The sequence below is a fragment of the Streptococcus sp. HMSC074B11 genome (assembly GCF_001808705.1).
GTDB lineage: Bacteria > Bacillota > Bacilli > Lactobacillales > Streptococcaceae > Streptococcus.
In genome coordinates, this window is the sequence record NZ_KV794273.1 from 171,439 (window position 1) to 184,062 (window position 12,624).

General features: G+C 39.0%; 14 protein-coding genes. All 14 read right to left on the reverse strand.

Features of this window, described 5'->3' with window-relative positions; genetic code table 11:
* Positions 1 to 15: 15 nt before the first annotated feature.
* Complete coding sequence (locus tag HMPREF2619_RS05765) at positions 16 to 753, reverse strand: lantibiotic immunity ABC transporter MutG family permease subunit (protein WP_045763535.1); 738 nt, start codon at positions 751 to 753, stop codon at positions 16 to 18.
* Entirely contained in the window at positions 753 to 1,490 is a 738-nt protein-coding gene (locus HMPREF2619_RS05770; protein WP_045763536.1) for a lantibiotic immunity ABC transporter MutE/EpiE family permease subunit, read from the reverse strand. The genes HMPREF2619_RS05765 and HMPREF2619_RS05770 overlap by 1 nt, the downstream gene beginning before the upstream one ends.
* A gap of 3 nt (positions 1,491 to 1,493) precedes the next feature.
* Positions 1,494 to 2,189 carry a lantibiotic protection ABC transporter ATP-binding protein gene (locus HMPREF2619_RS05775; protein ID WP_045763537.1) on the reverse strand — a complete coding sequence of 232 codons (696 nt, stop codon included), beginning with the start codon at positions 2,187 to 2,189 and terminating at the stop codon, positions 1,494 to 1,496.
* Positions 2,190 to 2,494: 305 nt separating this feature from the next.
* Positions 2,495 to 3,406 carry a DNA-binding protein WhiA gene (whiA, locus tag HMPREF2619_RS05780; protein ID WP_045763538.1) on the reverse strand — a complete coding sequence of 304 codons (912 nt, stop codon included), beginning with the start codon at positions 3,404 to 3,406 and terminating at the stop codon, positions 2,495 to 2,497.
* A complete protein-coding gene (locus HMPREF2619_RS05785; protein ID WP_045763539.1) occupies positions 3,403 to 4,380 on the reverse strand; it encodes a YvcK family protein in 978 nt (325 codons plus the stop codon). The genes whiA and HMPREF2619_RS05785 overlap by 4 nt, the downstream gene beginning before the upstream one ends.
* Positions 4,377 to 5,267 (reverse strand): RNase adapter RapZ, encoded by an 891-nt coding sequence (gene rapZ / locus HMPREF2619_RS05790; protein WP_045763540.1) that lies wholly within the window; start codon positions 5,265 to 5,267, stop codon positions 4,377 to 4,379. The genes HMPREF2619_RS05785 and rapZ overlap by 4 nt, the downstream gene beginning before the upstream one ends.
* 51 nt (positions 5,268 to 5,318) lie before the next feature.
* Entirely contained in the window at positions 5,319 to 5,699 is a 381-nt protein-coding gene (locus HMPREF2619_RS05795; RefSeq protein WP_001140424.1) for a RidA family protein, read from the reverse strand.
* Between the two features lie 9 nt (positions 5,700 to 5,708).
* Entirely contained in the window at positions 5,709 to 6,296 is a 588-nt protein-coding gene (gene yihA, locus HMPREF2619_RS05800; RefSeq protein WP_045763541.1) for a ribosome biogenesis GTP-binding protein YihA/YsxC, read from the reverse strand.
* A gap of 8 nt (positions 6,297 to 6,304) precedes the next feature.
* Positions 6,305 to 7,537, reverse strand: coding sequence for an ATP-dependent Clp protease ATP-binding subunit ClpX (gene clpX / locus HMPREF2619_RS05805; RefSeq protein WP_070459927.1), 1,233 nt, complete (start codon positions 7,535 to 7,537; stop codon positions 6,305 to 6,307).
* A gap of 36 nt (positions 7,538 to 7,573) precedes the next feature.
* Positions 7,574 to 7,744, reverse strand: coding sequence for a hypothetical protein (locus tag HMPREF2619_RS05810; RefSeq protein ID WP_045612102.1), 171 nt, complete (start codon positions 7,742 to 7,744; stop codon positions 7,574 to 7,576).
* A complete protein-coding gene (locus HMPREF2619_RS05815) occupies positions 7,744 to 8,250 on the reverse strand; it encodes a dihydrofolate reductase (RefSeq protein WP_070459929.1) in 507 nt (168 codons plus the stop codon). The genes HMPREF2619_RS05810 and HMPREF2619_RS05815 overlap by 1 nt, the downstream gene beginning before the upstream one ends.
* A gap of 127 nt (positions 8,251 to 8,377) precedes the next feature.
* Positions 8,378 to 8,896, reverse strand: a complete 519-nt coding sequence (locus HMPREF2619_RS05820; RefSeq protein WP_070459932.1) for a Dps family protein — start codon at positions 8,894 to 8,896, stop codon at positions 8,378 to 8,380.
* Between the two features lie 148 nt (positions 8,897 to 9,044).
* Complete coding sequence (locus tag HMPREF2619_RS05825; protein ID WP_070459935.1) at positions 9,045 to 10,826, reverse strand: ABC transporter ATP-binding protein; 1,782 nt, start codon at positions 10,824 to 10,826, stop codon at positions 9,045 to 9,047.
* A gap of 10 nt (positions 10,827 to 10,836) precedes the next feature.
* Positions 10,837 to 12,573 carry an ABC transporter ATP-binding protein gene (locus HMPREF2619_RS05830; RefSeq protein ID WP_070459938.1) on the reverse strand — a complete coding sequence of 579 codons (1,737 nt, stop codon included), beginning with the start codon at positions 12,571 to 12,573 and terminating at the stop codon, positions 10,837 to 10,839.
* Positions 12,574 to 12,624: the final 51 nt, after the last annotated feature.

Sequence of the window (12,624 nt, forward strand, 5' to 3'; positions counted from 1 at the left end):
TTACCACCTTCATTTCTATTCCATATTAGTTCTGCCGTTCCATTTATTAAACCAAATCAAACTTCCAAATAACATTACAACTATTATTGGTGTTGCAACTAAAGACCATTTAAAAAATTCAAAATAAAATGAGTTTTCACCTGAAATTTTATCTACAAAATAAAGACCACAAAGCCTTGAAGGCCATGAACTTGGTAAGTAATACCAAATATTATCCCCCATACTTGTAACAGCAAGTAGAGCTATCAAAGTTTCAAAGAAACCAAGACCAATAGAGGCTCCACTCCCAAATCTGAGGCTAATAACCAGATGTATTAAATATAACGGAACAACTCCTATAATCATTAAGACTGATTCCAATACCAAATCATAAAATTCTTTATAATTAAAAAGCATCAAAAAACTACTTTGGAGTAAAATAAGTGATAGTGATGCACACAACAATAAAGATAATAACTTACCAATATACATACTAGTTCTTGATTGCGAACCAGTTAACATTATTTGAAAGCAACCAGCTTCTGCTTCCATTTCTATTACCTTTGCAGTAATGAAACCAATAACAATCGGGAACAATGCACCTAATGTAATCAAATAATTTAATGTGACATCCTCTATTGAATACCTACTTAGGCCCGTAAATTTAAAACCAGCATATATCATAATCACAAATAGTATTGGGAGTAACAGATATAACCAGGGTAACCAAGTATGTTTTATCTTATATAACTCAGATTTTAAAATATTTATCACTATCTTACCTCCTGTTTTGCAAACCAAATAGATGATAAGTAAGATAATAGAAGAAATAACAGAATTGAGAAGATACATGGAGGAAAAATTGATGTGTTTAACATCATATTTCCTCCATCTGCTGGTAGTCCATTTGGCATAATTTTCAGCATTGGAACCATCGTTCTTATACTCCAACTATATGGAGATAACAGCCAATAATTTCCAGCAGAAAACACAATTCCAAGTGCAACACCTAATAAACCATTTATCATAAGACTAGTAGAAAAACCAAACTTTTTAGCTAATAGTAGACAAAATGGAATTTGCCATATGCTTGATACCACTAATAATATACTTGAGACTAATAAAGTACTAAAGCTATAGCTTAAAAATATTTGATCTCCAAAAATAAATTGTACAATTAAAACTGCTATCAAATGAACCAAACTGGCCATCAGAATCAAACAGCTTGCCACTATAATTTTTGATATCCAAATCTTTCGCAAATCAATACTGAGAGGATAAACTGCCCTATATTTTATTTTTTTATCTTCGTATCGATTCATTAAAGCAGGAATCAGTGCATAAGTGATTGGCATAATTATAGTATACCACCAATTATATGAATCTATTGTAAAATATGGTGGTACCAGTAAATAAGATAAAATTATCAAAGATATAGGTATTATATAGATTATTTTTTTTAAAAAAGTTCTTTTATATTTTAAATAATCACCAAGAATATAATTCATCATTTTTTAATTCTCCTTCTTTACTACTTCCAAAAATAAATTTTCTAAACTTTCTTGAGAGTCTTTTATATCTTGGTATTTTAATTCACCTTCACATATTATCCCGATATAATCTGCAACTTGCTCAACTTCGGAAATATTATGGCTGGATAGAATTACTGTAATGCCTTGTTTTGGGAAGCCAAGAATCATCTCCCTTAATTCTTGAATTCCCAATGGATCTAAGCCATTGGTTGGTTCATCTAAAATTAATAATTTAGGATTATTTAACAGTGCTATTGCAATTCCTAATCGTTGTTTCATTCCCAAAGAAAATTTTCCACTTCTTTTTTTACCTGTATTTGATAGACCAACGATTTGTAGAACTTCATCAATTCTTGATTCAGGTAATCCAAGTAACATTGTTCTTACTTTTAAATTTTCTTTTGCACTTAAGTTCTCATACAACGGAGGTAACTCTATCAAAGCACCAATTTGTTCGAGATCCTTTCTACTCCATATATGATCATTAAAGATAATATCTCCGGACGATTTGTGGAGCATTCCTGTTATCATCTTTAGTGTAGTTGATTTCCCAGCACCATTTGGACCAAGTAATCCGTAGATACAATTCTCTTTCACTTGTAATGAAATATTATTCACTACAAGTTGATTCCCAAATTTCTTTGACAAATTCCGTGTCTCTAAAATATTTTTTCCCATTTTGATCCTCCTTAAATTTACACTTCAATAATAAAATATAAATTTAAAGATTTTATAAAGAAAATACATAATTATCTATTAATTTTTAAGAAAACTATAACTACGCAATTTAATGAAGATTAAAAAAAAAATTTGAAATTTTTAGTATTCTATCTAGAACCTTAATCTCTTAAAACAACGAATCCTATGAAAATGAAAATTCTACTGAATGAAACTTCAGTAGAATTTTTTAAATTTGAGGTTATTTTAAAAATTTTTAAACATCAATCTCGATATATCTTTTTTGAACATCAATATATTATATTTTACAGTTCCTCTGCGATTTTGTTGATCTTTCTCAGGCGATGATTGACACCACTTTTGGTTAAGGGATTGGTCAGACTATCTGCCAACTTTTGAATAGAATAGTCTGGATGCTGGATACGCAGACGGGCAACTTCCTGCAAGTCTGCTGGCAGATTATCCAAACCAATTCTATCTTTGATTTTACTGATATTGTTGATGGTTTTCATACTCGCTGAAACCGTACGAGCAATATTAGCTGTCTCTGCATTATTGGCACGATTGAGGTCATTTCGAGTTTCTCGGAGAATCTTAACACCTTCAAAAGTATCACGTGCCTGCATAGCTCCTACTAAAATCAGGAAATCCATAATATCTTCTGCTCGCTGGAGATAGGTTACTGCACCTTTTTTTCGTTCAATCACCTTGGCATCTAACAAGAACTGCTGTAAGAGCGAAACGATCCCTTGGGCATGATCTAGATAAACTGAACTAATTTCCAGCTGATACTTGCCTGACTCGGGATCCCGAATACTCCCATTTGCTAAAAATGCACCACAGAGATAGGCACGACCTGCTTCTTCATCTCCTAAAATATCTGGATCAATTCCCGTCTCCAGACCAAAGAAAGAATCAGCCAGACGCAAATCCGCTAAAAGTTCTTGAACTTGCTCATCTGTAAACACAGTATAGACCCGATTTTTTCGAAGATTACTTCTCTGATGATGACGAATCTCCGACTTGATACCATAAAAGTGCAAGAACGATTCATAGAGATGGCGGGCAAGCTTGGCACTCTCTGTAACAACGGACAAGGTCAAGCCAGAACTAGACAAACCTACGCTTCCAGACATCTTGATAATGGCTGATAACTCATAGCGACTCAGGTGGTGTTGACCTAGGATTTCTTCTTTTACTGCTACTGTGAAACTCATTTTCTCACCTGTATGATGCGCATTAATTCATCCACGATTAAATCCCCATCATGGAAGGCACCACCATTTTCCAAGCGTAGGAAGTTGGATGAAATGACACGGGGGACTTGTTGATGCAAACCATCGAAATCATGCTCAACCTGAACTAGATACTCATCGAAACGGTTGGTGTCCATATAGTCTCTTGGAACCTTTTCGATATTAACAAGTACGGTATCAATAAAGGGGCGACCAAGATGACGATGCAAGACTTCCACATGATCACTATCTGTAAAATGCTCAGTCTCACCACGTTGGGTCATGATATTGCAAACATAAGCCACCTCTGCTTTGGTTTCAAGAAGGGCTTGTCCAATCTCTTCAATGACAATATTCGGCAAAATGGAGGTAAAGAGTGAACCAGGCCCTAAGACAATCATATCACTCTCAAGAATGGTATTGACAACTCGACGGCTAGCCTGCGGTTTTTCATCATTCAGGGTATTGGTAACATAAACATGGTCAATCATGCCTGGATGGTCTGCAATATGACTTTCCCCAGCTACTTCTGAACCATCTTTAAAGACTGCATGCAAGGTCAAGGGATGATCACTAGATGGATAAATCTTACCTGTCGTATGGAAAAATTTACTCAGCAATTGCATGGCGTTATAGGTTGAACCCTGCATTTCAGAAAGCCCTGCTATGAGAATATTCCCCAGCGGATGTCCAGCAAAGGCACCTGCATCCTCCGAAAAGCGGTATTGAAAAACCTTCTCATAGAACTTTGGCATATCTGACATGGCAACAAGCACATTGCGTAAATCTCCAGGTGGTGTCAACTGCTGCATATTTTTACGCAGCTCACCTGAAGAACCTCCGTCATCAGCAACAGTTACAATGGCTGCAATGTCCACATCTCTTTCCCGTAAACTTTTTAAAATAACAGGGATTCCAGTTCCTCCACCAATCACCGTAATTTTTGGTTTTCTCATGAACGGTTTACCGTTTCCTTTCTTCGGTCTTTATCACGATGGCTTTCGTTTACAGGCCAATTTTTCGCCAAATCATTGGCTAATCGTTTAGCGAAGGCAACGCTTCGGTGTTGCCCACCTGTACAACCCACTGCAATGGTTAAAACAGATTTTCCTTCTTTTTTATAACCTGGTAGAATTGGTTCAATTAAGGCTAACAAATGACGGTAGAAATCTTCAGATTCCTCATGATTCATAACATAATCATAAACTGCCTGGTCCTCACCTGTCTGATTACGGAGTTCTGGTAGATAGTAGGGATTTGGGAGGAAACGGACATCAAATACCAAGTCAGCATCAATAGGAATGCCATATTTAAACCCGAAAGACATAACCTCAATACGGAAGGACTGAGCCTGTTCTTGGTCCGAAAACTGCTCTGCAATGGTCTTACGAAGTTCACGTGGAGTTAACTCTGTCGTGTCTACCACGTTTTGACTCATATTTTTTAATGGTGCCAAGAGTTCACGTTCCAGCTTAATTCCGTCCAAAATACGACCATCTGCTGCCAGAGGGTGGCTTCTTCTAGTTTCCTTATAGCGTGCCACCAATTCCTTATCTGCCGCATCCAAAAAGAGGATTTTAAAGTCTAAATCATCTTGGTTTTCCAATTCATCCAAGACAGCCTGAATCTCTGAGAAGAAGGAACGACTACGCATATCCACTACTAGGGCCAACTTATGATCATCATCCTTGGTCTCAACCAACTGCAAAAACTTTGGTAAGAGGGCAGGCGGCATATTATCAATCGTAAAATATCCTAAATCTTCAAAAGATTGAATGGCTACAGTTTTCCCTGCACCACTCATCCCTGTAACAATCACCAGGTGAAGTTGTTTCTTTGTCATCTTTGTCTCCTTATATCAAAAGAAGTTTGGAAGAACCAAACTTCAACTCGCTTATCCAATCTCTGCGATGACTTCAATTTCGACTTTTACATCGCGAGGAAGACGAGCTACTTCTACAGCTGAACGAGCTGGAAATTCCTTGTTAAAGGCTGTTTGGTATACCTCATTGAAAGGTACAAAGTCGTTCATATCACTCAAGAAGCAAGTTGTTTTAACAACATGGTCAAAATCCGTTCCCGCTTCTGCCAAAATAGCTCCAATGTTTTTCAAAACTTGTTCAGTCTGTTCTTGGATCGTTTCTCCTACGATTTCTCCAGTTTCAGGAGATAGAGGTACTTGACCGCTAGCAAACAAAAGGTTGCCAACGATTTTTCCTTGAACGTAAGGTCCAATTGCCTTTGGAGCTTTATCTGTATGAATTGTTTTTGCCATTTGTATTCCTCACAATTTTTCTAAAATAGCATCCCAAGCTTGGTCCATTCCTGCTTTTGTCACTGAAGAAAAGAGGATGAAATCATCACTTGGATCAAAGTTTAATTTCTTTTTAATAGCTGATTCGTGCTTATTCCATTTACCACGCGGAATCTTATCTGCTTTAGTCGCCACAATGATGACAGGAATTTCGTAATATTTAAGAAATTCGTACATCTGTACATCATCAGCCGTCGGATCATGGCGAAGGTCTACAAGACTAACAACCGCTCGAAGATTTTCTCGAGTAGTCAAGTACTCTTCAATCATACGACCCCATTTTTCACGTTCCTTTTTGGAAACACGGGCATAACCATAACCAGGCACATCCACAAAACGCATCTTGTCATCAATATTAAAGAAATTGAGTAGTTGTGTTTTTCCTGGTTTTCCAGAAGTACGAGCTAGATTCTTACGATTAAGCATGGTGTTGATGAAGCTTGACTTCCCAACATTTGAGCGACCTGCAAGAGCAATTTCAGGAAGTTCATCCTGCGGATAGTGGGACTTGTTGGCTGCACTCAGCAAAATCTCAGCATTTTGTGTATTGATTTCCATAGTCACCTCTAGGCTGTCTCTAGAATTGGCTTAGCCGTTCCGTCAACCGCTTCTTTTGTGATACGAACTGTTTTCACATTTTCTTGGCTTGGAACTTCAAACATAACGTCTAGCATGGTTTCTTCAATGATTGAGCGAAGACCACGCGCACCAGTTTTGCGTTCGATAGCTTTGTTGGCAATTTCCTGGAGGGCTTCGTCGTCAAATTCAAGCTCAACATCATCATAAGAAAGTAAGGTCTGGTATTGTTTGACCAAGGCATTTCTTGGCTCCTTCAAGATGCGAACCAAATCATCTACGGTCAACTGCTCCAAGGCTGCAAAGACAGGCAAACGCCCAATCAACTCAGGAATAATTCCGAATTTTTGAATATCTTCTGCGATGATTTCTTGCATGTATGAGCTGTTTTCGTCAATGGCCTTGTTGTTTTGTCCAAAACCAATGACTTTTTCTCCCAAACGCTGTTTGACAATTTCTTCGATTCCATCGAAGGCACCACCCACGATGAAGAGGATATTCTTGGTATCCACTTGAATCATTTCTTGTTGTGGATGTTTACGTCCTCCTTGAGGTGGTACGCTAGCTACAGTTCCTTCGATAATCTTGAGGAGGGCTTGTTGCACACCTTCACCAGAAACATCACGTGTGATGGAAACATTTTCGCTCTTCTTAGCAATCTTGTCGATTTCGTCTACGTAGATAATTCCACGTTCTGCACGTTCGATGTTAAAGTCAGCTGCTTGCAAGAGTTTGAGGAGGATATTTTCCACGTCCTCACCAACATAACCAGCCTCAGTAAGTGCTGTTGCATCTGCAATGGCAAATGGTACATTCAAACTTCTAGCAAGAGTTTGAGCAAGGAAAGTCTTCCCTGATCCAGTTGGGCCAATCATTAGAATGTTTGATTTTTGCAAATCAACATCTTCAGTCTCTTCACGAGTGTCATGGAAATTGATGCGTTTGTAGTGGTTATATACAGCCACTGCCAGAGCACGTTTGGCACGATCTTGACCAATCACATAGTGGTTCAAAATGTTTAGGAGTTCGATTGGTTTTGGTACTTCAGATAAGTCTGCCAAGACTTCCTCAGCCAACTCCTCACGAATAATCTCCTGAGCCAACTCCACACATTCATTACAGATAAAGGCATTGTTCCCAGCGATTATTTTTTTAACTTCTTCTTGGCTTTTGCCACAAAATGAGCAATAAACCATCATATCATTATTCCTAGTTGTAGGCATGATTTCCTTCCGTTCTATTCTATACTGTCATTCTATCTAAAATAAGGTCATGTAAAAAGCATGGATACTATTGACCAAATTGGTAAAGGCATTTAACCAGAGCAGGACAGAAAGTCCATAACGCTTTTTACGAAAAGCCTGTACCCCTGCAAGCAAGCAGACCAAACACAGCATGGCTGTGAAAAAACCAAATATACTACGTTCCATTAGACTTCCTTTCTCTTGCGGTATTGGATGGTAAAATCATAAGGATTTTTGTCATCTTTGGTATAGGATTTGCTTGAAACTGTCTCAAAAAGGGACAAGTCAAACTCTTCAGGAAAATAAGTATCTCCCTCCACCCGAGAATGGATTTGAGTGACAATTACTTCATCCAAATAGGGTTCAAAAGCCTGAAAAATCTGCTTCCCACCGAGAATATAGAGATTCTTGTCTTGCCCCTGATACCAGTCGAGAACAGACTGGACATCCTGAAAAGTAGTAACCCCATCTATCTTTTCTTCCGGGTTACGTGTCAAAATCAAGGTCTCCCGTTTTGGAAGCAAGCGACGCCCCATCCCATCAAAGGTGACACGCCCCATCAAGATAGCATGATTCAAGGTTGTTTCTTTAAAATGTTTTAACTCTGCTGGCAAATGCCATGGTAAGCGATCCTCTTTTCCGATTACACCCTTTTCATCTTGTGCCCAGATGGCTACGATTTTCTTTGTCATGCTTTCATCCTTTTCATTGATAGTTCTATTTTATCAAAAATCTTGAAAAAAGACTGTTTTGGAACGCCCTTCGAAATAGAAAAAATCCGTAGAAATTCTCTACGGATTTTTGACAAAATAGAGTATCTTACAATCCAGGTGCTTGTCCTAATTCTGCCGCAAGCATCCAGACTGTTTTTTCAAGATCTGCCTTAGCACCAACGAAGATATCGTTTGTTACATCATCGCCTTCTTCATCAGTTACATCCAAAGCTTTTTGGAAAAGAGTGATGAGGTAACGATAAATTTCAAGAACACGTTCCAAACTTTCTTCTACGTTGCGGAATTCTCCTTCTTCTTCTTCGATTTCACTGTGTTGAAGGAACTCTGTCAGAGTAGAGTATGGTTTGCCACCAAGAGTGATCAAACGTTCGCTGATTTCGTCAAGGTAACCATCAAGACTATCCATGTATTCATCCATCTTAGGATGCCATACTTGGAAACCACGACCACGCATGTACCAGTGGACTTGATGAAGAGCGATATGGGCTACATACAAGTCTGCTACTGCTTGATTCAAAACTTCCTTTGTATTTACTAGCGCTTCTGCCGCTGGTTTAGTTAATGTTGCTACGTCTTTTACTGCTTCTTTTTTCAATTCTACCATTTTTCTCACCTCATAATTATTTTTTGTAACCATCTTTATTGATTACTATTTTAGTATACTACTCCCAGTAGACAAAAGCAAGGGAATTAACTCATATTAAAAAAGTTCTAATTGACTGATAATTTAAGAAAACGAATAGCTATTTATTCTAGCTATTTTCTCTGTTTTTATTCGAAAATTGACTTTGATAAAGGTCATAATAGAAACCTTTTGCAGCTAAAAGACTTTCATGATTTCCCTGTTCGATTATCTGTCCATCTTTCAGCACCAAAATTTTGTCAGCTTCCTGAATAGTCGAAAGTCGATGGGCAATGACAAAGCTTGTTCTACCCTTCATCAAACGTTTCATGGCCTTTTGAATCAAGAGCTCTAGACGAGTATCGACTGATGAGGTCGCTTCGTCCAAAATTAAGATTTTAGGATCTGCCAAGAGAGCACGCGCGATAGTTAACAACTGTTTTTGCCCAAGAGAGATATTGCTAGACTCCTGATTCATCTCCATGTTATAGCCACCAGGAAGAGTGCGGATAAAGTGGTCAACATTGGCCGCCTTAGCTGCCTCAACGATTTCTTCATCTGTTGCCTCAAGATTTCCAAAGCGAAGATTTTCCTTGATGCTTCCTTCATAGAGCCAGGCATCCTGTAAGACCATGCCAAACTGGCGACGATAGTCCTGACGAGACAGGTCACGAATATCTTGGCCATCCACTAAAATGGCACCAGCTGTCACATCGTAAAAACGCATAAGAAGGTTAATCAAGGTTGTTTTCCCTGCTCCAGTAGGTCCAACGATAGCTACCATCTCTCCAGGTTTAACATCTAGGTTGAAATTGCGAATCAATGGTTTGTTTTCCACGTATTGGAAATCGACATTCTTGAAGCTAACTTGACCTGTCAATGGTGCTAGTTCTTTCACTCCAGCAGCTTGGACTTCTTCCTCTTCATCCAAAACTTCAAAGACACGGTCAAGCGAAGACTTAGCACTTTGCATTTGTCCTGCTAATTGAGTGATGTTTTGGATTGGTTGACTGACCTGCCACACATACTGAACGAAGGCCTGCATATTACCAATCGTCAAACGCCCTGCAATAACCTGCAATCCACCTAATACTGCAACAATCAGGTAGGTTAAATCAGACACGATATGAAGGGCAGGCATCATCAATCCTGAAATAAAGCTCGCCTTAAATCCGACTTGTTGCAATTCATCCGTAATCTTTTCAAATCTCTCTTGAGAGTTTTCTTCACGTCCGAAAAGTTTTAAAACATTAAAACCTGTCAAGTTTTCTTGCACAAATCCATTCATTCGTCCCAATATAGCTGCCTGCTGTTTAAAGTACGGCTGTGAACGATTCAGAATCGTTTTAGCACCAAAATAAGTCACTGGAATCGACAAGATAACAATGATAGCCAACTGAAGATTTAGATAGAGGACCATTCCCATAACAAAAAGAATGGTAAAGACTGCGTTGACAATCTGCAAGAAAGATTGTTGGAGTGCATTAGATACGGTCTCTACATCACTAGTAAAACGTCCCAGCAAATCCCCAAACTGGTGCTTATCAAAGTAGGACACAGGGATGCGGTTGATTTTTTCGCTCATTTCATTTCGCAAATCCTGTATCATGGACTGGACAGCATTGGTCATGAAGTAGTTTGAGTAATAAGACCCCAACTCATAAAAAAGACCACGCAAGAGATAGATCATCAGAATCACTGCGATATAGCTGGTATTAATCCCTGCTCCTGCAACACCATTTGCCATGGCAAGAAGATTGCTGGTTAACTCTGTAATAGCAAGCCCCAATACGAAAGGCTCGATAACACTCATAATGACGCTGACTATTTTCAAGAAGACTGCAAAGAAAACAGAGAAACGGTAGGCTTTTAAATAGCTCCATAGACGAGCTAGACTAGATTGTTGTTTCATCCTTTACCTCCTATTCTTCTGTCAGAGACGCATTTTTCAACTGCGACTCAGCAATTTCTCGATAGATGTCATTGGTTTCCATCAATTCTTCATGACGGCCACGACCAACGATTTCGCCCTTATCAAGGACGATAATCTGGTCAGCATCCATGATAGTTCCAACACGTTGCGCAACAATCAATACCGTAGCATCTTGCGTCACTTCCTTGAGACGACGGCGCAAGATAGCATCTGTACGGTAGTCCAAGGCTGAGAAAGAATCATCAAAAATGTAGATATCTGGACCCTTGATGACTGCTCGGGCAATCGACAAGCGTTGTTTCTGACCACCTGATAGGTTGCTTCCCCCTTCAGCCAGATGCGTTGCAAAACCTTCTTCTCGACTTTCGATAAAGTCTTTGGCTTGGGCTACATCAGCTGCTTGGTGCAAGTCCTCATGACTGGCATCTTCTTTCCCGTAACGGAGATTGTCTGCGATAGTCCCAGTAAAGAGCAAAGCCTTCTGTGGAATAAATCCAATTTTCTGGCGGAGTGATTTGAGACGGTAATCCCGGACATCAACACCATCGACCTTAATTTTCCCCAGTGTAACATCATAAAAACGAGGAATTAACTGAACCAGAGTAGACTTACCTGACCCAGTCGAACCGATAAAAGCAATGGTTTCTCCCGGTTTAGCAGTAAAGGAAATATTATGCAAAACAGGGCTTTCTGTTTCCCCAGGATAGGCAAAGGTTACATTATCAAATTCTAGATAACCTTGGGTTTCTGTTTCTTGAATTCCGTCCTCATTTGGATCAATGGAAATCGGTATATCCATGATTTCCTTCAAGCGTTCACTGGATACGGCCGTTCTAGGATACATGGTAAAAAGGTTTGACAAGAAAAGGAAGGACAAGAGAGCGTGGAAACTATACTCGATAAAGGCCACCAAATCCCCAATCTGCAAACTTCCTTGCTTGAGAGGATCTAGAGCAAACCAAACGATAGCTACAATCATGGCAATAATGATTTGCACAAAAAGCGGCTCTGTCAAACCAGTCAATTTGAACAAACGATTTGAATTATCCGCATAGATCGCATTTTTCTCTTCGAAACGGTTTTCTTGAAAATCTTCACGAGCAAAGGCACGAATCACTCGTAGCCCCATCAAATTTTCACGGACATACTGGTTAATCTTATCCAAAGTTTTCTGTTGTTTTTCAGATAAGGGACGCGTTTTCACCGCCACATAAATGACTACTACAGCTAGAAAAGGAACGGAAAAAGCAACAATCCAAGCTAGTGAAGGACTGGTCAAGAAAATCATGAGAATACTCGACAGCATCATCATGGGAGTGATAACACCCAACTTAAGAGTTTGTTCCGCAAACTGCATGAGGACAAAGGCATCACTGGTAATACGAGTAACTAGTGAAGATACACCGATTTGTTCATATTCGTGATGAGAATACTCTTGCAGCTTAGCATAGACATCATCCCGCATATCCTTAACCATATTCGTGGTCAATTTACTAGCAGCATAAGCCAGAACAACCCGTCCAAATGTTCCCAAGACGATAATAACCAACATGATTACGGCCCAAAAATAGAGTTTATCCTGATCACCTTGGTTGATTCCCTGGTCAATCATGCGGGCCAAAACTGTTGGTAAACCTAGATTGACAATGACAAAGAAAATCGCCCCGAGAAAGTCTAACACTAACCACTTGGGATAGCGTTTGAGATAAGACCAAATATAAAGCATGATTCTCCTTTCTTTTTCTTCTAATACTCTTCAAAAATCAAATTCAAACCA

Bases quoted from the DNA above. Each gene is read 5' to 3' on its own strand.
- whiA (WP_045763538.1), bottom strand. From the start codon at position 3,406: ATGAGTTTCACAGTAGCAGTAAAAGAAGAAATCCTAGGTCAACACCAC.
- yihA (WP_045763541.1), bottom strand. From the start codon at position 6,296: ATGGAAATCAATACACAAAATGCTGAGATTTTGCTGAGTGCAGCCAAC.
- rapZ (WP_045763540.1), bottom strand. From the start codon at position 5,267: ATGACAAAGAAACAACTTCACCTGGTGATTGTTACAGGGATGAGTGGT.
- HMPREF2619_RS05810 (WP_045612102.1), bottom strand. From the start codon at position 7,744: ATGGAACGTAGTATATTTGGTTTTTTCACAGCCATGCTGTGTTTGGTC.
- HMPREF2619_RS05820 (WP_070459932.1), bottom strand. From the start codon at position 8,896: ATGGTAGAATTGAAAAAAGAAGCAGTAAAAGACGTAGCAACATTAACT.
- HMPREF2619_RS05825 (WP_070459935.1), bottom strand. From the start codon at position 10,826: ATGAAACAACAATCTAGTCTAGCTCGTCTATGGAGCTATTTAAAAGCC.
- HMPREF2619_RS05770 (WP_045763536.1), bottom strand. From the start codon at position 1,490: ATGATGAATTATATTCTTGGTGATTATTTAAAATATAAAAGAACTTTT.
- HMPREF2619_RS05775 (WP_045763537.1), bottom strand. From the start codon at position 2,189: ATGGGAAAAAATATTTTAGAGACACGGAATTTGTCAAAGAAATTTGGG.
- HMPREF2619_RS05785 (WP_045763539.1), bottom strand. From the start codon at position 4,380: ATGAGAAAACCAAAAATTACGGTGATTGGTGGAGGAACTGGAATCCCT.
- HMPREF2619_RS05815 (WP_070459929.1), bottom strand. From the start codon at position 8,250: ATGACAAAGAAAATCGTAGCCATCTGGGCACAAGATGAAAAGGGTGTA.
- HMPREF2619_RS05795 (WP_001140424.1), bottom strand. From the start codon at position 5,699: ATGGCAAAAACAATTCATACAGATAAAGCTCCAAAGGCAATTGGACCT.
- HMPREF2619_RS05830 (WP_070459938.1), bottom strand. From the start codon at position 12,573: ATGCTTTATATTTGGTCTTATCTCAAACGCTATCCCAAGTGGTTAGTG.
- clpX (WP_070459927.1), bottom strand. From the start codon at position 7,537: ATGCCTACAACTAGGAATAATGATATGATGGTTTATTGCTCATTTTGT.